The organism is Clostridium sp. BL-8 (genome assembly GCF_002006495.1).
Lineage (GTDB): Bacteria > Bacillota > Clostridia > Clostridiales > Clostridiaceae > Clostridium.
On the sequence record NZ_LZZL01000001.1, the window covers coordinates 71235 to 97869 of the forward strand.

Below are 26635 nucleotides of genomic sequence, written 5' to 3' on the forward strand. Positions count from 1 at the left end.
TATCTCTCTTTCATCTATTTTTTATCATATATATCTAATCAAAAGACTATATTAATTTTATATTTCTAATAACTTCTTTTTGAATTTCCTATCTAAACATGCTTTAAACTATTTCTTCTTTTTCCCACTCTTATATTTTAGCATTTCATTTTCTATTTCTTTATAAAAACTTTTTACAGTTTCCCCTTCACTTAACATTAATAATTCAATAGCATCATCTAAAGTTTCCATTGTATAAATGTGAAATTTCTTTTTTCTAATATCTTCTTCAACTTCACTTCTTAATATTAATTCATCTACATTTGCACTTGGAATTAAAACACCCTTATCATTTATTTTATCTACTATACTGCAGACTCTATGAAACCCCTCAACTTTCTCATTAACGCCTCCAATTGCCTGAATTTCTCCGAACTGGTTTATAGATCCAGTCACCGCAATATTTTGTCTTATAGGCTTTTGACTTAAAGCTGAAAGAATACAAATAATTTCTGCGACAGATGCGCTGTCACCTTCAACCATTCCATAGGTTTGTTCAAAGCTCAATTGAAGATCTACCGGAAGCCTTTCATAAGGGCTTACTAATTTGGTTATTAATCCCCGAAGTATACTAATAGATTTTTCATGAATATTTCCACTCATTTTGCATTCCCTATGAATATCTATTATTCTTCCATCCCCCATGTATGACAAACATGTTACTCTCATTGGCTTTCCAAAACTATACGATCCATTCCCAATTACTGAAAGAGCATTGATTACTCCAACCATTTTTCCGCTTGTGGTGATTAAAATTTTCTTATTTTTATACCCTTCCATCATATCTTCTAAAATCTTTTCATCCTCATATGCAACATCTATTATATCTTGTTTCTTTATAACTTTCCTTCCAGCTTCTTTTGCATTATTATTACCTAAATACAATAACTTATTTATATAATAATCATCTACTGATATCTTATATTTTTCTCCACTAATCCTAGATAAGAATTTTATTATTTCATCAAATGCATCATCTGCTATTTCTAATAAATTATCCTTCTTTATTTTTTCTTTAATTATTGATTCAATAGAGTTCCTGATAGCTATATTATATTTCACTTCAGATTCCGCTTCAATTTTAATTGGAAAGACTCTCTTAAAATCTTCATCATTATCGTAAAGTATTCTAAAACTCTCATAATCTCCTATTAAAATCACTTTTAGGTTTATTGGAATAGATTCCGGCTTCAATCCTGCAATAGAAATCATTTCTAGATAATTCCTGGTATAATTGTAACTTACTTTCCCATGGATTAATGTCTTTTTTAAATAATAATAACTTACCCCACTGCTTATTAAAGAATTTAATCTTAATATTAAACAACCTTCATTAGCCTTTAACAAACTGCCTGCACTAATCAATGAAACATCCGTGATATACCCTCCATTACTGTTTCTATATTCAATATTTCCGATTAAATTTGTAATGGTTGGATCATCTTCATAAATGACTCTTGGATGATCTATGCTAGAATTATCAACAATTACATTTACATCATATTTAGAAAATATTTCTTTTATATATTCCTCATCTTCATCTAGATTTATTGTATAACATTCAATTATTTTTTCCTCTACATCATCATACATTTGAAGCAAATACTTATAAACATCATCCTGAGAAATAAATTGTAATAATAAATCATCTTTATATTTCTGCATACTCTTTTTAATAAAATCTTTATAAATATTTTTAAGTCTTTCAATTGATCTTATCTCAATGTCCTTTAATGCTTCTAAAATACCTTCTGCTTCCTTTTTTAATTTTGTTGCTTGATTCTCTATAGTTTCCTGAGTCGTAGATTCTAGCTTTTCATACTCATTTTCAGTCATTTCATTGCCCTCGTCCTTTAATGGTATGAAAACAAATCCACCGCTAGTTGCTTTAACATCAAAATTTTTAGTTTTTGCAGATTCCATGAGTTTAGTTATATAATTACTTCTTTTTTCACTTATCTCTTCAATTATCTCTTCCTTCTCATCATCTGAAGAGTTACTATAAAAATTTATTATGCATTCAAGATATTTCTCTTTAATATCTTCAATCATTTCCTTTAGTAAACTACCTTTACCATTTGGTAAAAATAGAGCAATAGGATTTAGTTGCTCTAAAGATGTCGCATAGCAAATATCTTTTGGCGGAGGAAGAGTTTCATATACACCATTGATATTTTCTATTAATTTTTTCATTTTTTCTTTTGAAAATGAATCCACATAATATATATTGTATCCGTCTTTTTGAATGGTTAAACTCTTCTTGATTTTATTTAAAGTAGGCGTTAATTCAGGTATTCTATCATTCTTATTTTTTTTAATTGTATCTGTGCAAGATGCACAAAAAATAATTTCACTTGGAGTTAATTCTTTCTTCATATTCTGCTCTACTTTGAAGCTACAACTAAATATAACTAAAATATTTCAAAGCAGACTCCTCCCTAAATTAATAGTATATAATATTAATATTCTTTAGATATCAAAATAGATATATTTTTTTTTCGAAAATTTTAATATATATTATTCGAATATGAATATAGCTTATTTGATGATCAATCGAAATTACATACATATAATTCTATCTATATTTAAGCCTAACTTATGAAATATTTATTTATATAAAAAAATAAAAAGCAGTCTTTCAATAAAGAATTTCAATCAACATTCATAGTTTGTCTTTAATAACATATATTTAATTATAAATAGAAAAAATCTGAACCATTAAAATTCGAGGTGATATAATATATGATTGGTAAATCCGATAAAAATAGAAAAGTTAGAATTATCCCACTAATTATATCCATAGGACTTCCTCTTCTGATTGGAGGCATATCATCATTAATAATTCCAAATATGAGTTCAATATATACAGGCTTAAATAAACCCTTTTTTGCGCCTCCGCCAATTGTATTTCCAATTGTATGGACTATTCTCTATATACTTATTGGAATAGCTTCATATATAGTATATATAAAAAAGTTTAAACCTGTTGATGTGAGTTCTGCTATGTTTGTATATTTAATACAATTACTTCTTAATTTTTTATGGACAATAATCTTTTTTGGCTTCAGACTTTATGGCTTAGCCTTTTTAGAATTATTTATACTTATTATATTTGTAATCTTAACAATCAAAAGATTTTATGATAAAGCTGGTAAAAAAGCAGCATTATTAATGCTTCCATACTTAATCTGGCTCATATATGCAGCAGTACTTAACTTCTTTATCTGGATGCTGAATGAAATGTAAAATACAATTAGGAGTTATGGAAGAAAAGCCCGAGCTTTCTCTTTGAATTTCATCCTTAACTCTTAACTGTATTTATATTGTTATTCTATATATATATCAGAAAATTCTACATCCACTTTCTCCTCTAATGGATTCATATTCCAGTGATCTTCAATTGATTCTTTATATTCTGGATTCGCTACTCTAAGCATAGTAATTATAAATTTATTTCCACTTTCATCTGATGAAAGTTTTATATTTCCACCTTGAAGCTCAATCAGTGCTTTAGCTAAAAATAAACCTAATCCACTGCCTTCCTTCAATCTATTGAAAGCTTTATTCAATTTAGTGAATTTATCAAATATATATGGAATTGTTTCCTTATCAATTTTTAAACCATCATTTTCAATTTTTATAACCACATAATTATCCATATCATTTCTTACACTAACATTTATATTCCCACCCATTTTTCCATACTTAACAGAATTTGAAAGTATGTTTAGTACAATTCTCGTAATCATATCCTTATCACAATAAACATAAATTTCTTCTTCATCTGCATCAAAAGTCAGAGTATTTTCAATTAATCTTATATATTTATTTGATGCTAGTGTAGCACTTTCTACAAGTTCTACTATATTGTATACTCTACAATCAGGATTTACGTAACCTTCTGAAATTTTATTAGCATCTATAAAATTATTTATAGTCCTTATTAATCTAAGACAATTTTGTTTTATTATCTTCCTATTCTTGTTTACCCCATCCATATTATTTTCCTTTAAATAAATCTGATCAACTTGTAATGCGGAAAATATTAAATTTATAGGTGTCTTAAGCTCATGAGAAGTATTTGCAAAAAATTCTTTTTTAATTTCATCTTCCTCTAAACATTCTTCAAGCGCCTCTTTTATCTTTCTATTTTCATTTACTTCACTTATATCGTGAATATATAAAACTTTACTATTATTATCTATAGAAATTAAAAATACTTCTACATCTAAATTGCAGCCTTGCATCTTTGTCCATGGAATATAATTTTGTGATTCTTTTATATACTCTAAAGTTATATCAAAATACTTATTTATAAAATCACATAAATCAATTCCTAAAATTTCATCTATACTTATATTTAAAGTTTCTGAAGCGCTTTTATTTATATATTGAAGCTTATTGGAATAGAATAAAAATACCCCTCCATAAATAGAATCTATTAATTTATTATTTTTGTCTCCACTCCTTTTAAGCATAATATTAATATCATTTAAAATTGCATTTCTTCTTTTTAATATACTATTAAGCTCTTTCTTTGTTTTAATTGCTCTTTTTATATTGTTATTGATTTCTTCCGACGAATTACAAAGTATTTCATTTGTCATATACTTGTAAAACCTTAGCAAAGCGAAAGTCTTTATAGTTATTATAATTTCAGTGATTTCAATATAGCCATAAATAAAAGATATCAGCCCTATATAATTGCTCATTATAGAAATTGCATAAACTACTACTTGAGTAATTTCTTCACTTGAAAACTTAGATTTAATTTCTAAAATATTTTTTAAAGATGTTATACATATACCTATACTTAATAATAGACTTAAAACAATACTATTTATTAAAAATGTCTCTCTATAATCCTCCCTGGCAGCAAGTAATACTGCAACTATCACAGTATAAAATATACAGATTATAAGACTCATTAAATTACTATTTTTTAATCTAAGAACATTTGCTATTATGCAGTACTCAAAGATAGCTTGAATACTACTCAAGAGAAATATATAATGTTTTGGAACAAATTCAACTACAGACATAATCCCAATAAAATTTATGCTTATTATTGAAGTTAACATTAAATACATGATTCCAAAGCCCTTCATAAATGTATTATCAACAAATTTTGTTCTTATCATATTAACATACATAAAAGCCACAATTGCTGCTATTGTAATAACATTATCTAATAGCAGATAAATTTCAAAATGTTTCACAAAAACTACAGATATAATTAATAATATACTTCCAACTATATACTTTCTCATACTATTATCTATACTTATTTTGCTTACTAAAAGAAAAACATTATTATCCATTACTACTCTCCTTTTGGGAATTCCATTTTTACAGTTGTTCCTATATCCTTATTTCTTTTTATTTCTATATTTCCACTTTGTAGTTCAACCAATTGTTTTACTACACAAAGACCAATTCCTGTCCCACTCTTGCGACTGAACTTACAATTTTCACCTACTGCATATCTGTTAAATGCATTGCTAATGAATTCTTCATCAATTCCGCTCCCATTATCATTTACTAAAATTTCAACCTTTTCACCTCTATCATCTACTATTACTTCTATCTTCCCTCCATCTGGAGTAAATTTCACAGCATTTGAAACTAAATTTAAGATTATTCTATCCATAAACTCAATATCAATATTTAAATAACATTCTTCTGTATTAGTATCAAAAATTAAATCTATATTATTAAGCTTAACATAGTCAACTAGTGACATTACGTTATCTTCAATAGCTTCTACTACGTTAATATTCTCTATTCTTGGAATAAGATAATCAGAATTTATTTTAGAATTATCTATTAAATTATTAGTTAATTTAATAAGTGAGATACAATTTTGTTTACATATATTATGATATTTCGTTAATAAAGATACATCCGCTTTCTCAATATATATTTTTTCCACCTGCATTGCTGAATAAATTACATTCACAGGAGTTTTCAAATCATGGCTTATGCTTGAAAGGAATTCTTTCCTAATACTCTCATCAATTTTCTTACTCTCAACTTCTTTTTTTATTTCTTCAATTTGTACTTTAGTTGTATTATCCTTAATTAATAATAATTTTTTTGTAAAATCTTCATAATTGGATAAATATTTTGCCTCAATGTATTTTTTCTCACTTCCAATATTAAAGATTGCATTATAATCTGTCTTATCATGACTTCCATCTATAAATTCAATATAATTGTTTATATGTTTGTTTATTATATTCCTTTCTTTATGAATACCAGCAAATTTTAAAAATTGTTTATTTACAAATATAATCCTGTCATTTTCTGAATTTAACATAATAATTGGATGTGGCATAAATTTAAAAAATGTATAATATAAATATTCTTTACTTTTCAAAAGATCTATTGATTTTTCTAATCTTTTATTGCTAGCTGATATTCTATAATTTAATTCATCTAATTCACTATTTTGCTTACCTAATGAGTTTGACAAGGCTTTATATGGTTTTCGTACTAATTGAAATATAACAATATTCCATGCCATTCTAAAGCTTATTAGATGAATAACTTCAGTTAATATTAAAGGTAAATCTGAGTCATTGCAAACAAAGTCATATATATTTATCATAACTATAACTGCCGTATAAAAGACATAAGTTTTAATGATATTCCATCCATATTCCTTTAATGGATCTGCATTTTTTAAACTTAAAGCTATTTTTATAAAAAATACGCCTTCAATGGCAGGATAAACTTTTTCTATGAAATTTAAAAATATATCATTAAAATAAGTTAATATAGTAAGAATTATAATAAAATTAAATACAAAATATGATAATCTTTTCAGCTCTCTTTTATTTAAATAGTATTCACTTAGCATGTATCCTACAAAACTTTCCATTAAAAGCATGCTGTCTCTGCTCGATTCTACTCCTTTAAAATGTTCATTTGCAACGCTAACTCCAGCAATATCCATTATAAATTCAAATGTACATATAAAAATTATCAAGGAGAAAAATATTATTACAATTCGAGAAATATATTCCTCACGAATTTTTCTTACTTGTTTAAAAAACATAAATATAACTATACTTAGGCTTATATAAAAGATTCTAAATATTAATAATATATGCATCTTATCACTAACTACAAAATTTAATATAAAATATGCAAGTATGCTAGATATATACAGATATGCAATCATATATTTATTCATAAGAAATTTCTTTAATGTCTCCATACTCTTCTCCCCCTTAAATTTATAATGTATATACCAATATTTATAATACCATTTTTTACTATCTTTTTCTTCATTTTCCTTAAAATTTAACTAAATGAGACTAATTTTATTTAAAGTAATACTTTTTCAAAGCTTTTTGCTAAGTATTATCAATTTTTTATAACTTATGTCACTTATTTATCTCAATCTGCCGTTTATATGATGTCTCATAAAAACTTAAAAAAAGAATAGCCGACAAATGATAACTTTGGCTATTCTAATATTTTATTTTTAAAAATTTAGTGGCGCATTATACCACTCATATTCAATTTTTCCATTGTTACTGATGTTAGTTTATTTATTGTACCTTTTGCTACTATTCCAACTATAAGTATTATAACTGCATAAACACTTAACATGGCCATGTCCTTAAACAATATTGGATATATAATTCCTGCCATAACTTGTCTCATTCCATTTATAGCATAAGTAAAAGGTAAATATGGATAAATTTTTTGGAATATAGGCGGCGTAACCTCAATCGGGAAATTCCCACTAGATCCAGCCATCTGTAATACAAGCACAACTACCATAATTGCTTTTCCTACTGCTTCTAATAAACTACCAAAAGTATAAACAATACTTATAAATATTATGCTTATAAATGCACTATATAAAACAAACATTATCGGATGGACTGCATAACTCTTTAATATAAGTAACACTCCTGCACTTGCAATAACCGCCTGGCATACCCCAACAGATAGAAACAAAAACAGCTTTCCTAAATACATTTCATAGGGTCTAATCTTTGTGCCATCCTCAAATTCTGGTGCTTTTAAAGACAATAGTGCTGACCCCAGCAACGCTCCTACCCATAAACACAGTGTTGTATAGAATGGAGTTGCAGCCGTACCATAATTCACCCACGGAAATAATCTATTATCTTGTATTTCAACTGGACTTGCTACGAAATCACTTTGATTTTCCCAATTATTTATCATCATATCCAGTAATTCATCTATACTATCATCTTCATCTTTCTCTCTAAGATCATCGGCTAATTCATGAACTTTATCTCTATTCTCTGGAAACTTATTTTTTAAATTATTTAATTCATCGAGAGATATATGAGCTGCATCCTGAGAAACGTTTAACAAATTATCAACATCTGGTAATGTATTTATTGCTTCTTGTATAATGTCCAAACTGTTTTCTACAATACTTCTAGTTAAATCAAATCCCTTTTGGGCTCCTGGTACAATCTCAGAATCATAGCTGTCTTCAGCATCCGCCACTAAAGTATGAACTTCATCCACTACTTCTGTAAGATCCTTAAGATCTTGAGTATATAATTCTTTATTATCTATTTTCTCGATGTCTTTATTGCATCTATCAACTACTATTTGCAATTTATCCTCCATAGTATTTAATTTATCTATAGTATTAAAAATTATTTTACTTATATCTTTTAAATCATCCTGCATATTGTTTATTGTATCTGCCTGTTTATCAAGTTGATCTCTTAATCCCTTCACCTCATCTAAATTATCTACCTCATCACCAAATGAAGGTATCTCTATATTTATTTTACTTAATTTATCAATAAACTTCTTTGTACTTCTAAGTTTAGATTCAGTATCATTAAGAGTTTCCTTTGTTGCCTTTGCAGTATCTCGTACATTTAACAAAGTTTTCTTAGAAACCTCTGGAATTATATTATTATCTAAATTCTTTAATTCCACACTTGAATTATCAAGGACATTCTCCGATTTCTCTAAATCTTCCTTTATTATTGGTGAAATGTCTGACAATTCTCCTTGAGTATCATTCAAAACTCCTTCACTGTTTTTTAAAAAATCTTGTGAAGAATATAAAGAATCTGATATAGTTGGAAGCATATCGCTGGTTTTTGTTAGTACCTTTGTCATATCTTCTGTTCCACTGCTTGCAGTATCCAAAAGAGTTTCTAGCTCTGACATATTATCATCTAATTCATAAATATTATCTACAATTTTTCTTAGTTTTGGTCTATTATCCTGTATATCAACGCCTCTTTCATTGCAGACTCTAAAAACTATTCCTGAAACAGTTTTTATTATATTTTCATCTACTTGGCTTTTTACACTTTTTATTCCTGAATCCGTCATTTTAGGAGCAACTGCATTTTTCTTTTCATTTACTGTATATATGAGCTTTGGCTTTTTAATATTTTTCTCCATTAAAGTAGTTGCATCCTCCGAAAAGTTTTCTGGAATTTCAATTGTTGCATAATATTTTTCCAATAACAGATCCCTCTGTGCACTTTCCTTATCTGTAAACACCCAGCCTAATTTATCATTGTCCTTAAGCTTATCAACTAAATCATTTCCCAAATTTATATTTTGTTCTTTATAAACAGTTCCCTTATCATCATTAATGACTGCAATCTTAATACCACCAGTATTAGAATATGGATCCCATGAAGCTTTAATATTAATCCAGGCATACATTGATGGAATAATTATAATTATTATAATCATAAGCCTTGCTACCCAATTGGTTCGTATTTTATTTATATCTCTTTTATAAATTTTAAATGCATTCTTCATAATTAATTCCTCTGATACTTATAATATTACTTGCTTTAGGCACCTTTAGAAATATTGCGTGCAGCCTTTGATCTGTTATTTTCTTTTGTGTGCCTTAACCATTCATAATCGAACTGTCCTTAAGTTTTTTAACTATATTTATTCTTTTCTCATTTATTGACTTCTTAAATAGCACACCAATGATAATTGATCCTATCATAAACAAACCCAATATGATACTATCTTTAAATAAGATGGCATATACTATTCCAGCCATTATCTGACGAACTCCGCTTATAGCATATGTAAACGGAAGGAATGGAAATAACTCTTGAAAACCTACTGGATTAACTTCTATAGGGAAATTACCACTAGTTCCTGCAACCTGTATTACCAGAAGTACTACTCCAATTACTATTCCCCCATAACCCAAAAGACTTACCGAAGTATAAATTATGCAATTAAACACAATGCTTACGAATATACAATATAATACAAACATTATAGGATGTACTGCATAAGAATGTAGAAGAAGCAAAGCTCCTAAGCTTGCAACAAGTGCTTGTCCTATTCCTATGAATATAAATAATGACAATCTTCCAAAATACTTTTCATAATTTTTTAATTCCTTTTCACTCTCAAATGGCTGCGCCTCTGTTTCAATTAATACTGAAAGTATATATCCTCCAATCCAAAGGCAAAGAACTGTATAAAATGGTGTTACTGTAGAACCATAATTAGGCCATGGAAATAGTCTATTATCTTGAATTTCCACTGGACTAGATAGAAAATCACTTTGAGTATTCCAATCATTGGTTATCATATCTAAAAGCTCATTTATATCACCTTCATTATCTATCTTTTTTAGTCTCTCAGCCAATTCATGAACATTATCCTTAATATCCGGAAATTTTTCTTTTAACTTTTTCAGCTCGTCATTAGATAGATCTGCCGTATTTCTAAATGTATTTAACATTTCCTGAACATCTGGTAATGTCTTCTTTCCTTGAGCTGATAGATTTAATCCATCATCTAAAATTTCTCTCATTGAATCGAAGCCCTTATTGATTGTTGGTACAATTTTAGAATCATAGCTGCCTGTTATATCTGAAACTAAAGTATCAGCGTTATCTAATACCTTTATAGTATCAGTTAAATTTTGTGTATCTATTGGATTAACGCCATTATTCAATTTATCAAGATCTCCATTAATTCTATCAAGCAATTTATCTAAATTATCATCAATAGTATCCAGCCTATCAATAACTTTTGATATTTCTCTGCTTTCTTCCTTTAATGCATCTTGTGAATTTTTTAATGCTTCCCTCTGCTTATCAAGACTTTCTTGAATTTTACTAATTTCTTCTGAATTTTGAAGCCCTGCTGGAATTGAAAGTTTAGGAACTTCAATCTCACTAAGCTTATCAATGGCTTTCTTAATATCCTTGAGTTTTGTCTTTGCATCATCAATGCTTGTCTTAGTAGCCTTGACAGTATCTAGAGCTTGAAGTAATGTCTTCTTTTCAACTTCGGGCATTATTTTTTCATCAATATTTTTAAGTTCTATATTTGTGGTATCAAGTGCATTTTCAGCTTCTATTAAATCCTCTTTAATTTTAGGCGATTCTTTCTGTAAATCCTCTTGATTCTCATCCAAAACATTTTGAGTGTTATTTAAAAATTCTGTAGTCTCATCTATGGTATCTGCAGCTGTAGGTATAAGTTCATTAGTTTTATCTATTAAATCCGATGCACTTATAGTTCCGTTAATTGCTTCATCTAACATCTGTTCAAGTTCTGGCATATTATCGTCTAACTTATAAACCGAATCCATTATATTTCTAAGCTGAGGTCTATTATTCTGTATATCCACTCCAATTTCATCACATAATCTAAACATTATTCCTGAAATATTCTTAACTATATTTTGATCCAGTTCAGTTTTCACTGTCTCTACTCCTGCATCAGTTATCTTAGATGCTATTACATTTTTCTTTTCATTTACTGTGTATATGAGCTTAGGTTTTATAAGATCTTTTTTAGTTATTGTAACAACATCTTCTGAGAAATCTTCTGGAATTTCAATTGTTGCATAGTATTTTTCATTAATTAGCCCTTCCTCTGCAGTTTGCTTATCCACAAAAACCCAGCCTAATTTATCATTATCCTTAAGTTTATCAACTAATTCCTTACCCAGATTTATATCTTGATCTTTATACACCGCACCTTTATCTTCATTGATAACTGCAACTTCTATTCCCTTTGTATTGTCATAGGGATCCCATGATGCTTCTATATTGGTTAGAGAATACAACGAGGGTATTATCATCAATGCAATTACCACAACTGAAGCTGCCCAATTAGTAAATATATTTTTTATGTCCCTTATAAAAATTTTTACTACATTCTTCATAACTTATCCCTCTAAGGTAATTATTTTATATATAAGTCAAATTTATGAATAATTTATCTATATAAATTATAACACCAAAATGACCAATAGTCATTTTGATAATTACTTTTTTAATATTATCAATTATATTACATTTAAATTTATGAGCTTGGAAATCTTCTGAGTACAAAAAAAATAAAAGCCTTCTATATATTATAAGGCTTCCATTTTTCAACTTGGTATAATTTTTGCCATTTTAATGTTTTTCAATTTAGATTTGACTGTGTTCGGATAAGTTGAATATCTTTTAGAGGTGGCAATCCAAATAACCGCTTATATTCTCGATTAAATTGAGTCAAACTTCCATAGCCAACCTTTAAAGCAGCTCTAGTGACATCAACTCCACCACTTAAAAGTATTCTTCGCGCTTCTTGAAGTCTAAGCTGCTTTTGATATTGCATTGGACTCAGTGTGGTAACTGCTTTAAATTTATGATGTAAGGTAGAAACACTCATATTACCGGCACGAGCAATTTCATCCACGCTGAGCTGATTTTTAAAATTGCTTTTAACATAGTGAATTGCCTTATTTATTCCTAAAGCTTCATTATGTAAGAGCATATTATTATAAAACATATTTCCATCTTCTCCTGTTAGAAGATAGTATATGATTTCCCTCTTCATTGCTGGTGCAAGAAATTCAGCAGCCTTAATATCACCTGAGAGATCGAACAATTTTTCAATTACTAAAAGTACATCAACTCCTATTCTCCCAACACATGCGCCCTCTTTTAGTTCACTTTCCCTCCTTGGTTTAATATTTGCTTCTAATGCTACAGAGGCAAATTCATCTGGTGTAAATTCAATTTTAATAGCCATGTAAGGTGCTTCATGGGAAGCTTTTGAAACATGCCCGCTAATTGGCATATCAATGTTTGAAGCAATATAGTTTTCTGCTTCTAGATCAATAGATTTGTTACCTATGTATAATTTTTTATTTCCTTGAATTAAGATGCATATTTGTGGATTAAGAAATCCATACTCAAATTCAGTAGGTTTAACTGCTCGCAATACAGAGAGAAATGGTATGTTAGTTCTAAAGAATCCATCATTAAATTGAAACTTTGAGGTTATTTCTAAAAGATCATTTATCACAGAATTTGTTGTTTTAGAATCCAAACACATATTTTTCTCCCTCTATCATCATATATTTTTATTTCATAAACAAATCGTAGTTTTAGGCAATAAATAAGCATTATTTAACTATAATCTCAATTATAAATCATTTATATTTAAATACAAGGTTATCTATATAAGCTTATTATATAAGAATTCTAATAGCTTAAAAAATGATCACTTATTAACATTATGAAGGAGATGAAATACCTATTATGATAAAAAACTTGTTTGATAACACTAAAATTGGAAATATGAATATGAAAAATCGATTTATCGCAGCAGCCGTTACTAGCTTTCATGCTATTGATGGGCATATGACAGAAAAAGATTTTAAAGTTTATGAAAATTTAGCTAAAGGAGGTGCTGGTACAATAATCACTGGTTATACTTATATATCTGACTATGCTGTAGCCGATGGTATGCTCGGTATTTATGATGATTCTTTTATACAAGAATATAACAAGCTTACAGATGCGATACATCAACAAGATGCTAACATTATACTTCAATTAGTACATCCTGGTTCTGTAACTTTAGTAGACACGCAAGGGGCTAGAATATTAGGACCAAGTGAAGTTAAGAATCTTCTTTCTAAAAAAGTTCCTTTTGAAATGACAAAAGAGGATATAAAAAATGTTCAACAAAGATTTGTAGATGCAGCCTTAAGGGCTAAAAAAGCTGGATTTGATGGAATAGAGTTGCATGCTGCCCACGGTTTGTTATTTAGTCAATTCCTAACACCATATTATAATCACCGTACCGATGAATATGGTGGCACAGATGAAAATAGAGCAAGGATGGTAGTGGAAACTGTTAAACTTATCAGAGAAAAGGTTGGTAATGAATATCCGATACTTGTAAAAATTAACTGTAATGACGATATTGGAAATGGCATTACTTATGATGGTTTCCGTATAGCATGTAAGCAGTTAGAACAGGCCGGTGCAGATGCTATTGAAGTAAGCGGTGCATTTACGACATTTAACCCTAAATCTTCTTACTATTTTGTGGATTCTACAACTAAAATTGCAGAAGAGCTTGGAATACCAGTTATTCTAGTAGGCGGAGTCAATGATTTTGAAACATTAAACACAATATTAAATGATAAAAATATCGAGTATTTTGCTATGGCAAGACCTCTAATTGCTGAACCAGATCTAATAAACCGTTGGGCTGATGGTGATACAAGCAAACCAAAATGTATCAGATGTAGCGGATGCGCTCAAAATTCAGGACAATGCGTTTTTAATAAGGTATAGAAAAATCCAAAAAATTTTGAAGCTAACTATGGATGTGTTTTTATTAGCTTCGTTATGTGGAAAAACCAGACGTGAAAATAATGTATTTCACGTCTGATTTTACATTCCCCTTTATTTAAAAAAATTATCATGAATATATATCTGAAAATTCTACGTTTATCTTCTCTACTCTGCTTTCATATATACACCTATCAGATACCTGCTCATCCTCAACAAGTTTAGAAGGTAATTCTATAATGAATTCACTTCCTTGTCCAAATTCACTAAGAACTTTAATATTCCCTTCATGCATGTCTACAATGGATTTCACAAGTGACAATCCTATGCCGCTGCCTTCCTTATTCCTTGCAAGCGTTTTATCTACTTGTCCAAATCTTTCAAAAATAAAATCCAATTTATCTGCTGGAATACCAGTTCCATTATCTTTAATAGATATAACTATTTTATCTTCCTTATCCCATAAACTTACTAATATCTGTCCACCTTCATTTGTAAACTTAATAGCGTTAGATAATAAATTTAACATAATTCTCTCAATTTTATCTAAGTCTATTGCCATTTCTTTTTCCTCTGCATCAGTATCAAACAATAACTCAATTCCCTTATTTTTCGCATAATCCACAACTGACAGAGTTATACCTTCAACAACGTTTACTATATCATGATTATGTAAGTCAAGTTTAAAATAACCCGAATCAAATTTTGACATATCTACTAAATTATTCACAAGTCTTACAAGCCTGTAACAATTTTGCTTCATAGTCTTCAAATATTTACTTAATTTTGCTTCAATTGTATAGTTAATTAAAGCATTATCTGCTAAAGATAATAATTGAATAGCACCTAGTATAACATTTAAAGGTGTTTTAAGCTCATGGGATATGTTAGAGAAAAACTCAACCATCATTTTATTGTGTTCATTTGTTTCATTTATTATCTTTTTATTCTCCAATACATTACGTTCAAGAGTATGCAATTGTTTTTTTAAAGTAATATCCCTAAACATAACCATAGCTGATGGCTTATTCTTGTACATGCAAAAACAATTTGTGACTTCAATATCAATGATTTTTCCATCCATCCTTAACATTTTGCTTTCAGTAAATGGAGTACTTAGCTTATTATATATTGCATTATTAATTCTATCATAAGCTGAATTTTTAGTTTCTTTAACCATTATTGTTTCTACATCCAATCCTATAGCATCGTTAACTTTCTCTAGCCCCATAAGCTCTGCCATTCTTTTATTGGCAAATATAAATTTATTGTCATTAATAACAAAAATAGCGTTATCTGAATTATTTATTATCATGTTAAAACATTGTTCATTTCTATATAAAATCTCTTCGAATTGTTTTAATTTATTATCAGCTAAACCCAAATCATAATTTAAATCATAATATGGCTTTTTTAAGCCTGTTTCAACAATTCCCTTGTATAAGAAATACACAGCAATAACTTTAATTATATGCCCTACAACAGTTCTCCACTCACCCCAAAACACATAGCTTGTAAAAAACATTTCAGTTATTGCTGATAATATAAAAAAAGATTCAATACAAAAAAATAAATATCTATCTATTTTTGCTTTTAATCTAAAATAAATGACAGCCATACTTAAAAACATTATAGAAATTATGTATTCACTGATTATCTTAAATGGTGTTAAACCAATTTTTCCAATATAGCAAGTAGGAAATATATTAAAAATTACTATTGATAATAGTAAAGATATACTAATGCAAATATATATTATCAACATACCGTAAACACTAAGTTTCTTGCTAGGTTTTAATATGTAATTTAATGAAATTAAACCTGTAAAAGCCTCTAAATACCTTGCAGCAATCCATAATTGAGCTGAAATATCTGTATTATTAGCATTCTCTAAAAATGGCATTCCTTGATACATTAATAGATGAAATATTCCAATTACAGCTACGAAAAAACAACCGGTACCAAGAATAAGTATTGAATTATTTCTATTTATGCCATACGTATTAAACGTAAACACAAATACTAATATAAACATAACATTAATAAATAGTTCAATTGCTGTATGAAAGAATAGATTACTGTGAAAATTAATTATTAATAAGAATACCATAAAAATTAGAAATATACTCCATTCTATTAACAGCTCAAATTTTGTGTTTTTTAATTTTTCTTCAAATTTCATCATATGTCTCATAATTCCCCTCCAAATATTGTTTATTATTTAACTTCTTTTGCTTCTTAATAACAATTTTACTATATTATTTATTTTATGTAAAGTTTTTACTTTTTATTGAATATTTGTAGTTTTCTTAAAATTAAGTTAAATAAAAACATGTTTTAAGTATATTTCATGCATTTTTTCGCTTTTATAAAAAATAACTGTCACACAACTAATATTAATTGCAGGACAGTTATTTTCGCATGTTCGATGTTGTTTCATTAAGTTTTGTTAAATTAGAAGATAAAGTGTATTTACTTTCAAGTTCAATATTAGATAAATTCAACTAAGTTAAGAAAATGCTTATTGCTACATTCTCATTTTCTCTCAAATTGAAGATTTACTTCTATTTTCAGATCTTAAGGCTAAAGTAACTACAGTGCCTATAATACATAATCCTCCAATTACTTCGAACACCCCCAATGGAACATGTAACCAAAATACAGATACAATAGTGGCTGATAATGGTTCTGCACTTCCTAACAAACTAGCATCAGTTGGTCCAATATATCGTAAGCTATCTATATACAAATAAAATGGAATCAAAGTACCAAATACAACTACAAATCCTACATATGCACCAGAAATTAAGGACCAATTTTGACCATACATCTGCCATGGTGGATTTATTAAACTCAGCCCAATTCCTCCTATAATCATCCCCCATCCTACAACAATAACAGCCCCCCATTTTTCAAGTAATGTTTTCGGATATAATGTATAAAATGCGAGGGCAATAGCTGATCCAACTCCCCAAGCAACTGCTGATAATGAAATAGTAAGTCTTTGAAGCGTCCCGTTTGTTACTAGAAGAAATGTTCCCAAAATTGCTAAACAAACTGCAATAGTTTCATATAAACTTGGAATCTTTCTGAATCGTATTGCTAAATATATTACTATAAACATTGGAGCTAAATACTGCAACAATGTAGCTGTAGCTGCATTTCCTGATTCAATAGACATAAAATAAGCATATTGTACTCCAAGCATCCCAACTATTCCAAATATTAATATACTTACTCTTCCAGTGCTATCATTCAAAATTGACCAAACTTTATATTGCCTATTGTTCTTAATGCCAGCAAATAAAAGTAATAGTATACCCGTTATTATCATTCTTACTGTAACTAACCAACCAGGCTGAAAGCCCTCATTTTGGAAAAGCTTTTGTGCAACGGTACCGGATACTCCCCACAAGGTAGCTCCGATCATGGCCATTGTATATCCTTTATAACGTAAATGCTGCATAACTTTTAACTCACCTCCTATCTCCATAAATTTAGTATTTTCTTTACTATTCTTTTTTAAGTTAATATTGTTGATATATTGACTTATTTAAATAAATCTGTAATAATTCTAATATTATTTCAAATATATAACAATTACTATATTGTCAAAGATTAAAACTATATTAGCGAGATGATAAAAATGCAAGCAACAAAAATAGAAGTAAACGATGATTTACAGGAAACATTAAAACATGGTTCTAATGATTTCCCAATAGCAATTTATACTGATAAATTTAATCTATTTGAAGAAGGATATATCAGATGGCATTGGCATAAAGAAATACAATTCTCATATTCACTTCATGATAGAGTAGTTATTTTTATTGAGGATGAAAAGATAATTTTATCTCCTAATGAAGGAGTTATGATAAATTCAAATGTACTTCATCAAATTAAGCCATATACCACTAATAATTGTATGATGTTTTCTATTGATTTCAATTCAACTTTAATAGGAGGTGCCGAACTGTCGCTCATTGAAAAGAACTATTTAACTCCAATTATTAAAAATAGAAACTTAAAATATATCTCTTTAAAACCTAATATTCCATGGCAAAAAAGCATACTAAAACATTTAAAAAAGGTATTTACCTTATCTCATGAAAAAACATATGGATATGAATTAGAAATGCGAAATTATTTAAGTATTGCTTGGTTAAATTTAATTAAAGAAATGAAAAATGAAATAAATAGTTCACCTCTTACAATGTCAAATGATGATGAACGTGTAAAATTAGCTATGCAATATATACACAAATACTATACACATAATATTTTGTTAGATAACATTGCAACGGCTGCACATATCAGTAAAAGTGAATGCTGCCGCTGTTTTAAAAGACTTTTGAATGTAACACCTTTTGAATATTTAATTGAATACAGAATTTCAAAAGCATCAGAACTGCTTATAAAAAGTGAAGCTCCTATTTCTAATATTGCCCTTGATGTAGGCTTTAATGGGATAAGCTATTTTGGAAAAATATTTAAGAGACATACAAACTATACACCCTCTGAATATAGAAATAAATATTCTGAATGCAAGTTAATTTAAATCGAAAATTTAGTAAAATGAGGGATAAAACCTTATCTACCACTTTATTTGATCAAGAAAGTTCTTAATATCTCTACTAAAGTCTTTAATGCAACATAACTCGCTTATTTAAATAAAAGTGTAATTCTTAAACCTATTTCTGACTCGTATTCATCCATCATATGTGTTATGATAAACATTATATGCACAAACAAAACAAGCTCTAAAATAAAGGTATTTCACATAATATGTCGAAAATTATATTGAGATTAATAATATATTTTATGGAAGGTGGTTTTTATGAATTTTATTTGGGATGGCAGCTTATCTATAGGAATTGATAATATTGATAATCAACATAAAGAATTGTTTAATTGTATTGATAAATTATTAGTGTCTATTGAAAATCTGAAAAGTGATGATGAGGTTATTAAGACTTTAAAATTTCTTGAAGATTATGTAATTAAACATTTTAATGAAGAGGAAGAAATTCAAAGAAAAACAAATTATCCTCTGCTTGATATTCAACATATACAACATGAAAATTTCAAAAATGATCTTAAAGAATTTAAAAGAGTATTTGAGACACATGGTGCTTCAACTCTATTAGCTTTAAATATTCAACAAAGCTTAATTGATTGGCTTAAAAACCATATAATGAATCTTGATAAAGATTTAGGAGATTTCTTGATTGAAATCGGATATAATAAATAAAATTTATTATTAATATTTTATACTTATTATGCCTAATTTCTATATTTTTCTTTTCAACACATAAACCACATTTACACAAAAAAATAACACACGATTCGGTTGTCTTTCCGAAATAATCGTGTGTTCATTTTCTATATCACCTACGATGTAGATTGGTGCATATAATATTTATTCTTCCTGCAATCGCTGTATCATATTTAAAATTGCCTCTACACTATTAAAGTTTTCAGGAACTATTTCAATGGCAGGAACTTCAATATCATATTCCTCATCAATTAAATTGACAATTTCAACAATATCAAATGAATCTAAAATCCCTTCATCAATCAAAGTTCTACATTCTCTAAAATCAATATCATCTCTAACACCTTTTAATATGCCGAAGGAACCCAGTATATTATATTAATTTCTTTTTCTTTTAAAAATCCTAATAATTTTACTGGAAACTAGAACTCACCTTGTTTAAGCTTATTAAATTGACCTTAAAATAAATTAGAAGCCAAAATTTTTTAGAAGACTTATAAAATAATAAGGGCAGTAATTTTGAGCTTTTCAAAATTACTTGCCCCCATTCAAGTTTATATAAGGTGTACCTGTTTCTCGTTTGATTTTTTATATAAATTAATTTCATCACCAATAATATCATATATTTTTTCTTTCACAAAAATTTCATATAAATCTCTGTCTAAATGATTTAATTCTACTTCTTCACATAGTATATTTAATGCCTTTGAGACAGGTACAGATTTTCTATATGGTCTATCTCGAGAGGTTAAGGCATCAAAAATGTCTATTATTGCAAGCATTCTTGATTCAATTAAAATTTCATCTGCCTTTAAGCCCCTGGGATATCCAGTGCCATCCATACGTTCATGATGACTTGCGGCTATTTCAGGAATTAGCTCTAGATCTTTTGTCCAAGGAATTCTCTTTAATATATCATAGGTTTTTTGGACATGAGAGTTTATGATCTGCCTTTCATTTTCGGTTAAATTTCCAGTTTTTATTGTTAAATTCTCTACCTCTAAATCATCTAATAGACTTAAGAGTTCATCATTAGGATTAATGTATTTAATTGAATGTATTAATATTATTTCGTCAATCTCTTCTTTATTAATGTAAGAGCGTTTACTCATTTCAAGTACAATTGATAAATAATGATCTATATTATCCAAAATCAACATTTCTTGTTCATTTATCTCTTTAAGCAATTTTTTTATTTCCAGGCATTTTTTATAATAGCTAAATCTATACATTATTTCATTTTGATGTTCTATTGAAAGCCTTAATTCTTTCTGTAGAATACTTTCACTAATGCCTATTTTGCCTATGTCATGCAATAATCCTGAAAAGTATATTTCTTGTATTTTTTCTTTAGAAAAATTAACATCTTTGTATTTACCATAATCAATACTGTTTATAGCTTCAGCAAATTTCACAGCATAATTTGCAATACGCTTTGAATGACCAGATGTAGTTTTATCTCTCGTGTCTAGTGCAGTAACCATTATTTCTACAATACCGTTTCTAAGCTTTATCAGATCCTTATTTTGCTTCTCAAGCTGCCTATCCATGTAGTAGCTCTTCGCTGCTTCTGCTATTGTCATACATAAGTCATCCTTTTCCCAAGGCTTTGAAATGTATCTATATAAATTTGCTTTATTTACAGCTGTAGAAATTCCCTCAGTGGTAGCTTGTCCTGTAAGAAGTATTTTCATAGTATTTGGAATTATTTTATGTACCTTTCCTAGAAACTCATCTCCCTTCATGCTTGGCATAATATAATCAGAGATTACAATTGGAATTTCTACATTCTCTTCTAGCATTTCATCTATTATTTCAAGTGCTTCTTGGCCGCTCTCTGCTACTTCTATAGAATAGTCATTTATTTTTTCTTTAATCTGATCCTTTATACTGTTTAATATTATTTTCTCATCATCTACACACAAAATAACTGGCTTTTTCATAAGTCTGTCTCCTTAAATACAATCTTCAACGGCTCGGAATAACTCTTCTTCTTTCCAGGGTTTATTTATACAGCAGTATAAATTAGCATTATCAAAGGCATTTTTAATACACGCTTCATCAGCTTGACCAGTAAGCATAATCTTAATGATATTAGGAAACCTTTCATGAACCTTTATTAAAAATTCATCCCCCTTTATGCCTGGCATAAGCCAATCAGAAACTATTATTAATATTACTACTCCATCTTCATTTAACTCCTCAATAATCTCCATTGCCTCCTCTGAATCTGAAGCAATTTCATAATTAAACATATTGCCAAATCTTTTTTTCAGCTGTGATTTAAGGCTGTCTAATATTATTTTTTCATCATCTACACATAGCAATGTTCTTTTATCCATACAAATATATTCTCTCCTTTATAATTTATTTTTCAAACCTTATTTTATTCAAATAACTAAAATTATGGATCAATTCTAATGAATAAACATTTTTGAATATATATATAAGATTTTCTTCATACTATATATATTGCAACATATATAGTAGAATGAATATATAATATAAAATTCTATGCTTGTTTAATAGGGAGCTTAACTATAAAGGTTGTTTTTTCTGAATTACTATTTACACTTATACTACCTTTATGCTTTGAAACAATATTTTTTACTATATCCAGCCCTAAGCCTGTCCCTTCTCCTGACGGCTTTGTTGTGAAGAATGGCTCAAATATTTTATCTTTAATTTCTTCAGGAATTTCCTTACCATTATTAGAAATATCAACTACTACGTATTCTTCCTCATTTAGTACATCTATTTGTATAATCCCTTTATAATTCATGGCTTGCAGCGCATTTTGAATTATATTAGTCCAGACCTGATTTAATTGATCTGGGTCACATAATATTTTAGGGATCTCACTATAATTTTTTATAATCTCTGTGTTTTGCTTGATTTGGTTATAATATATTTGAAGTACAGTTTCTATAGAGTCTATTATATTTTCTTCCACGAATTCCTCAGATTGATTTTGACGAGAATAATTTTTAAGAGAAAAAACCATTTTTGATGCACGCCCAACCGCCATAGTAATATTTAGATTATTCCTTTGAAGTGCGGATAAATTATAGGCCATTTGTAATATAAATTCCCTATGAGGAGATTTCAAAATAGGCAAAAAACTCGATATATTTTCAAATATCCCCATATCTACTAGGTTATCAGCTATTTCGCTAGCATCTTCAATGTCATTTTCCTCTAATTCATTAGTCAATGCTTTTCTATATCTACGCTGCTCTCTAGATGTAAGATATATATTTTGACCTATAGTTTGATTAACTAATTCAAAAAACAAATCTTGCTGTTTCTCTGATAATATATTGAGCAATTCTCTGTATTTTGTAATGAACTGTTCTAAATAGCTTGATATATTTGTACTTGAAGCTTGAATTGCCCCAAGAGGTGTATTTATTTCATGAGCAACCCCTGCAACCAGCTGACCTAAAACCGCCATTTTTTCTGAACTAACTAGCTGTTCAATAAGATTTCTAAAAGATTCTATCATCTTATTTAACATTTCTCCAATTTCGTTAATTTCATCATTAGTATTAATATATACTTTTGTAGATAAATCTCCTTCTAATACTTTTGAAGTAGCTATTTTTAGCTTCTTAATAGAATTAATTATAGACATAGTAAAGGCTATATATAAGTATGATATTATAGGTAATATGGTAAAAATACCAATCATAACCCTAGTGTTTTGTGCTTTATAATTATCGACTCTCATTTCAATTAATTTATCTAATTTCTGTTGAGTATCATCAAAAAACCTTGAATTTAAATCTATAGAGCTGTTAACAAGATTATTATATTCCTCATAGTTAATCATAGAATCATTAGACTTAATTAGTTCTTTATTTAATTTATCTGTAAGATTTTGAAGACTATCTGTAAGTTCTGCAACTTCTTCCCTTGATGAAGTAAGAGTTGTAGTTTCCTTACTCTCATTAAACTTAATTGCAGTATTCATGTCATTTTTTATAGTATCATTTAATATAGATATTCTAGTTGATAAAGTGACCAATTTAATTGTATCATCACCCGTAATATAGTTCTTTAAAGCTATATCATTAGTTACTCTTCTTAATTCAAAAAGCGCATCTGATAAATCCAGCTGTCTAAACATTGTCACATCCATACAATAATAGCTATCTAGATCTGGATCTAGTGTAAGATTTGAGTTGTCAGATATATCTCTATGTATAGTTAAAAGACTTAAAATAATGTCAGAATATTTTTTATCTATTTCTTCTGAATATGCATCTATATTAGGATTTAAAGACTTTATATTTTCCCATTGCTTGAAGCTGTCCTCTATATCTATGCTAACTTCCTTTTTTGAAGCGGAGTTATCTAAAACATGGTTTCTTTTATCATCAAGTTCTCTTATTTCTTTAAAATACATATCAATATCTGCTTCAACTTTATTTAGTTTTTCCTTTGCAGAAGGATCATCTGCCTTAAGCTGCTTATCTAGTTCCATATATTCTTGAATGCTTAAGGTTAATTTTTTTGAATAGGCGGCATATTCCACTCCATAGCGTTCTTGTTCATTAAATTTTATATTCGCATTATTAGTCGAAAAAAATTGATAGATAACAATGCACAGTAATGCAAACAGGAAAAAACTTATAAATAAGAATTTGGAAAATATCTTAAGCTTGTTCATCATTAATATCCCTAGGTTAAAAAAGTTCTTCATATTTTAATCTCCTACAATGAAAATTTCTACTACTAAGTTTAATATATATGTTGAGATTGATAATTTACAATATATATCCATAACCTTCTATGAAATCTTAAATTTACTTATCTGCCCTTTTTGATTCTGTATACTTTTATCTAATTTATTACATTGAGTTTTTACCCCATTAGATTGTACTGTGATGTCATTTACTTTCTGTGCAACATTTTGTGTTCCTTCTGCTCCATCTGCCGAAGCCTTTACCACATTATCTATAGCGCTTATTACATTATTAATTGATGATGCTAATTCCTCAGTTGTTGAAGTAAATTTTAACACTAGAGAATTAACAAAATTTGCATCTATACTATATTGATCTGCTACATTAAGCATTGATTTATAATCTTTAACAACTTCATTTTCTACAAAACCAATTAAATTCTTTGAATTAACTGATAAATTATTTACTGATTCAGTAATGATATTTGTTACATTTTGAATTTCAACTACAGTAGCTTTAGATTCTTCTGCTAATATTCCAATTTCCTCTGCTACTACAGCAAACCCCTTTCCGGCAGCTCCAGCCCTAGATGCTTCTATAGATGCATTTAATGCAAGTAAATTAGTCTGAGCCGTAATCTCCATTATAGTCTCTGACAATATTTTTATTTTTTCTATGACCTTTGAATCTTCTATTGATTCTTCAACTTCTGTTATGACATCTTTAATGATACCTTGAGCTTTATTTTGAGATTCAGTAAAATTACTTTTTATATTTTCAGCTCTATCCTTTATGGTTTTTGCTTCATTTAATCCGTTTCTGGATTCTTTAGTCATACTATCAATGAAACTTTCAATTTTTTTTGATGATGCTGACATTTCTTCAGTTGATGCTAAGCTCTCTTCCATATTCGCTGAGAATTCCTCTGTTACTGCTGCTACATCTTCAATATTTGAATCTAGTTTATTCATATTGTCTGCAACATTTGAACCAATTTCTTTTATCTTATTACTTTCTGTATTTATTTCTTTAATTAAATTTTTTAATGAATTTTTCATTAAGTCTATAGCATTGATTATATCCCCTATTTCGTCTTTTCTTACTGTCATTTTTCCAGGTAATTCTCTTGAAAAATCTCCATTTGCAATAGACTGTAAATTATTAAGAGCAAAGGCTAATGGATTCGTGATACTTTTACTAATAATTACTGAAATTAAAATTACAATAGAAGCCATAGCAAAAGCTAGTCCAATTAAAATTATAACAGTTCTATTTATAAAAACTGAGGCCTGCTTTTCAACTGAGCTATTCTTTTCATCTGCGAGTTTAACTACCTTATCTATGTATTGCCTATGATTATCATAAGCATCTAGAAGTTTTCCATTTACTAAGCTTTCTGCTTTTTCTTTATCACCCTGTCTAATTGCTGTGAAGAATTCATCATCTCTTATCTTAAAAAATTCAGCTGCATATTTATATGCATCCTCCACCATATATTTTTTCATATCTCCTTCTGGTAAAACTTTAACCCAATATTCATGTCTTTCATTATATTCTGATTCTAATTCTTCACTTCTCTTAATTAGATCTTCTATTTTATTTTTATCAGTTTCATTTAACAATTGATATGTTAACAAATCTGATTCTATTATATATTCAGGTGGTGGTAAAATATCTGCTACTAAATCTTTACCTTGGACGATTTCATTATACATTGCTCCATTTACTTTGACTTTTGATAAAGAATATAATGCATATATTCCAAAAATAATAAATCCTACTACGAAAAAACTTGTTATTAATAATAATTTATATTTAATTTTTAACTTACTCATAAAATTGAACATTGCTACATCTCCTCTTTATCAAATAATTCCAAAAAAGCCAGCAATTAACCCCAATTAATTGCTGGCTTGATACATCATTGTATCAATTTAAACAAAACTCATTTTTGTATCCAACTGCATATTTTATTATCATATAAGGCACAATCAAAAAAATAACAGACCAGTATGCTTGCCTATTTTGTGTCATAC

Annotated in this window: 17 protein-coding genes; 4 read left to right on the plus strand and 13 right to left on the minus strand. The window is 28.3% G+C overall.

All coding sequences use genetic code 11. The annotated features are described in order from the left end of the window. Positions 1 to 108 precede the first annotated feature (108 nt). A complete protein-coding gene (locus CLOBL_RS00330) occupies positions 109 to 2415 on the minus strand; it encodes an AAA family ATPase (protein WP_077857160.1) in 2307 nt (768 codons plus the stop codon). A 366-nt stretch (positions 2416 to 2781) separates the two neighbouring features. On the opposite strand from CLOBL_RS00330, the gene CLOBL_RS00335 reads away from it, so the two are divergent. Further along, positions 2782 to 3285: a TspO/MBR family protein gene (locus tag CLOBL_RS00335; RefSeq protein WP_077857161.1), complete on the plus strand. Its 504-nt coding sequence runs from the start codon at positions 2782 to 2784 to the stop codon at positions 3283 to 3285. A gap of 80 nt (positions 3286 to 3365) precedes the next feature. Here the strand turns inward: CLOBL_RS00335 and CLOBL_RS00340 are convergent, their stop codons facing one another. The 5 genes from CLOBL_RS00340 to CLOBL_RS00360 all read right to left on the minus strand — a co-directional run bounded on the left by CLOBL_RS00340 (position 3366) and on the right by CLOBL_RS00360 (position 13380). After that, a complete protein-coding gene (locus CLOBL_RS00340) occupies positions 3366 to 5360 on the minus strand; it encodes a HAMP domain-containing sensor histidine kinase (RefSeq protein WP_077857162.1) in 1995 nt (664 codons plus the stop codon). Positions 5361 to 5362: 2 nt separating this feature from the next. Next, positions 5363 to 7261 carry a HAMP domain-containing sensor histidine kinase gene (locus CLOBL_RS00345; protein WP_077857163.1) on the minus strand — a complete coding sequence of 633 codons (1899 nt, stop codon included), beginning with the start codon at positions 7259 to 7261 and terminating at the stop codon, positions 5363 to 5365. A 278-nt stretch (positions 7262 to 7539) separates the two neighbouring features. Beyond that, positions 7540 to 9831 carry a YhgE/Pip domain-containing protein gene (locus CLOBL_RS00350; RefSeq protein WP_077857164.1) on the minus strand — a complete coding sequence of 764 codons (2292 nt, stop codon included), beginning with the start codon at positions 9829 to 9831 and terminating at the stop codon, positions 7540 to 7542. Between the two features lie 94 nt (positions 9832 to 9925). Further along, positions 9926 to 12223 carry a YhgE/Pip domain-containing protein gene (locus CLOBL_RS00355; RefSeq protein ID WP_077857165.1) on the minus strand — a complete coding sequence of 766 codons (2298 nt, stop codon included), beginning with the start codon at positions 12221 to 12223 and terminating at the stop codon, positions 9926 to 9928. A 245-nt stretch (positions 12224 to 12468) separates the two neighbouring features. Beyond that, positions 12469 to 13380 carry an AraC family transcriptional regulator gene (locus CLOBL_RS00360; protein ID WP_179117658.1) on the minus strand — a complete coding sequence of 304 codons (912 nt, stop codon included), beginning with the start codon at positions 13378 to 13380 and terminating at the stop codon, positions 12469 to 12471. Between the two features lie 212 nt (positions 13381 to 13592). On the opposite strand from CLOBL_RS00360, the gene CLOBL_RS00365 reads away from it, so the two are divergent. After that, positions 13593 to 14639 carry an NADH:flavin oxidoreductase gene (locus CLOBL_RS00365; RefSeq protein ID WP_242953757.1) on the plus strand — a complete coding sequence of 349 codons (1047 nt, stop codon included), beginning with the start codon at positions 13593 to 13595 and terminating at the stop codon, positions 14637 to 14639. A gap of 127 nt (positions 14640 to 14766) precedes the next feature. Here CLOBL_RS00365 and CLOBL_RS00370 read toward each other — a convergent pair whose 3' ends face one another. Both CLOBL_RS00370 and CLOBL_RS00375 read right to left on the minus strand, forming a co-directional pair. After that, positions 14767 to 16830 (minus strand): MASE3 domain-containing protein, encoded by a 2064-nt coding sequence (locus tag CLOBL_RS00370; protein WP_077857167.1) that lies wholly within the window; start codon positions 16828 to 16830, stop codon positions 14767 to 14769. Between the two features lie 351 nt (positions 16831 to 17181). Then, positions 17182 to 18102 carry a DMT family transporter gene (locus CLOBL_RS00375; RefSeq protein WP_242953758.1) on the minus strand — a complete coding sequence of 307 codons (921 nt, stop codon included), beginning with the start codon at positions 18100 to 18102 and terminating at the stop codon, positions 17182 to 17184. A 180-nt stretch (positions 18103 to 18282) separates the two neighbouring features. Here CLOBL_RS00375 and CLOBL_RS00380 point away from each other — a divergent pair, with 180 nt between their 5' ends. Beyond that, the gene (locus tag CLOBL_RS00380) at positions 18283 to 19194 is read left to right on the plus strand and encodes an AraC family transcriptional regulator (protein WP_077857169.1); all 912 of its coding nucleotides are present in this window, start codon (positions 18283 to 18285) and stop codon (positions 19192 to 19194) included. 279 nt (positions 19195 to 19473) lie between these two features. Further along, positions 19474 to 19887, plus strand: a complete 414-nt coding sequence (locus CLOBL_RS00385) for a bacteriohemerythrin (RefSeq protein ID WP_009168645.1) — start codon at positions 19474 to 19476, stop codon at positions 19885 to 19887. A 168-nt stretch (positions 19888 to 20055) separates the two neighbouring features. Here the strand turns inward: CLOBL_RS00385 and CLOBL_RS00390 are convergent, their stop codons facing one another. The 5 genes from CLOBL_RS00390 to CLOBL_RS00410 form a co-directional block, all read right to left on the minus strand. Next, the gene (locus CLOBL_RS00390) at positions 20056 to 20283 is read right to left on the minus strand and encodes an acyl carrier protein (protein ID WP_077857170.1); all 228 of its coding nucleotides are present in this window, start codon (positions 20281 to 20283) and stop codon (positions 20056 to 20058) included. Between the two features lie 182 nt (positions 20284 to 20465). Continuing rightward, positions 20466 to 21854 (minus strand): HD domain-containing phosphohydrolase, encoded by a 1389-nt coding sequence (locus CLOBL_RS00395; RefSeq protein WP_077857171.1) that lies wholly within the window; start codon positions 21852 to 21854, stop codon positions 20466 to 20468. 12 nt (positions 21855 to 21866) lie between these two features. Then, entirely contained in the window at positions 21867 to 22253 is a 387-nt protein-coding gene (locus tag CLOBL_RS00400; protein WP_077857172.1) for a response regulator, read from the minus strand. 170 nt (positions 22254 to 22423) lie between these two features. Then, on the minus strand, positions 22424 to 24616 hold the full coding sequence (locus CLOBL_RS00405) for a HAMP domain-containing sensor histidine kinase (RefSeq protein WP_077857173.1): 2193 nt from the start codon (positions 24614 to 24616) through the stop codon (positions 22424 to 22426). 87 nt (positions 24617 to 24703) lie between these two features. Beyond that, the gene (locus CLOBL_RS00410) at positions 24704 to 26446 is read right to left on the minus strand and encodes a methyl-accepting chemotaxis protein (protein ID WP_077857174.1); all 1743 of its coding nucleotides are present in this window, start codon (positions 26444 to 26446) and stop codon (positions 24704 to 24706) included. Between the last annotated feature and the right edge of the window lie 189 nt (positions 26447 to 26635).

What these genes read in the sequence shown, in the direction of transcription:
- CLOBL_RS00400 (WP_077857172.1), bottom strand. Translation starts at nt 22,253, where the DNA reads ATGGATAAAAGAACATTGCTATGTGTAGATGATGAAAAAATAATATTA.
- CLOBL_RS00370 (WP_077857167.1), bottom strand. Translation starts at nt 16,830, where the DNA reads ATGAGACATATGATGAAATTTGAAGAAAAATTAAAAAACACAAAATTT.
- CLOBL_RS00365 (WP_242953757.1), top strand. Translation starts at nt 13,593, where the DNA reads ATGATAAAAAACTTGTTTGATAACACTAAAATTGGAAATATGAATATG.
- CLOBL_RS00335 (WP_077857161.1), top strand. Translation starts at nt 2,782, where the DNA reads ATGATTGGTAAATCCGATAAAAATAGAAAAGTTAGAATTATCCCACTA.
- CLOBL_RS00345 (WP_077857163.1), bottom strand. Translation starts at nt 7,261, where the DNA reads ATGGAGACATTAAAGAAATTTCTTATGAATAAATATATGATTGCATAT.
- CLOBL_RS00395 (WP_077857171.1), bottom strand. Translation starts at nt 21,854, where the DNA reads ATGAAAAAGCCAGTTATTTTGTGTGTAGATGATGAGAAAATAATATTA.
- CLOBL_RS00405 (WP_077857173.1), bottom strand. Translation starts at nt 24,616, where the DNA reads ATGAAGAACTTTTTTAACCTAGGGATATTAATGATGAACAAGCTTAAG.
- CLOBL_RS00380 (WP_077857169.1), top strand. Translation starts at nt 18,283, where the DNA reads ATGCAAGCAACAAAAATAGAAGTAAACGATGATTTACAGGAAACATTA.
- CLOBL_RS00375 (WP_242953758.1), bottom strand. Translation starts at nt 18,102, where the DNA reads ATGCAGCATTTACGTTATAAAGGATATACAATGGCCATGATCGGAGCT.
- CLOBL_RS00355 (WP_077857165.1), bottom strand. Translation starts at nt 12,223, where the DNA reads ATGAAGAATGTAGTAAAAATTTTTATAAGGGACATAAAAAATATATTT.
- CLOBL_RS00410 (WP_077857174.1), bottom strand. Translation starts at nt 26,446, where the DNA reads ATGTTCAATTTTATGAGTAAGTTAAAAATTAAATATAAATTATTATTA.
- CLOBL_RS00330 (WP_077857160.1), bottom strand. Translation starts at nt 2,415, where the DNA reads ATGAAGAAAGAATTAACTCCAAGTGAAATTATTTTTTGTGCATCTTGC.
- CLOBL_RS00340 (WP_077857162.1), bottom strand. Translation starts at nt 5,360, where the DNA reads ATGGATAATAATGTTTTTCTTTTAGTAAGCAAAATAAGTATAGATAAT.
- CLOBL_RS00350 (WP_077857164.1), bottom strand. Translation starts at nt 9,831, where the DNA reads ATGAAGAATGCATTTAAAATTTATAAAAGAGATATAAATAAAATACGA.
- CLOBL_RS00385 (WP_009168645.1), top strand. Translation starts at nt 19,474, where the DNA reads ATGAATTTTATTTGGGATGGCAGCTTATCTATAGGAATTGATAATATT.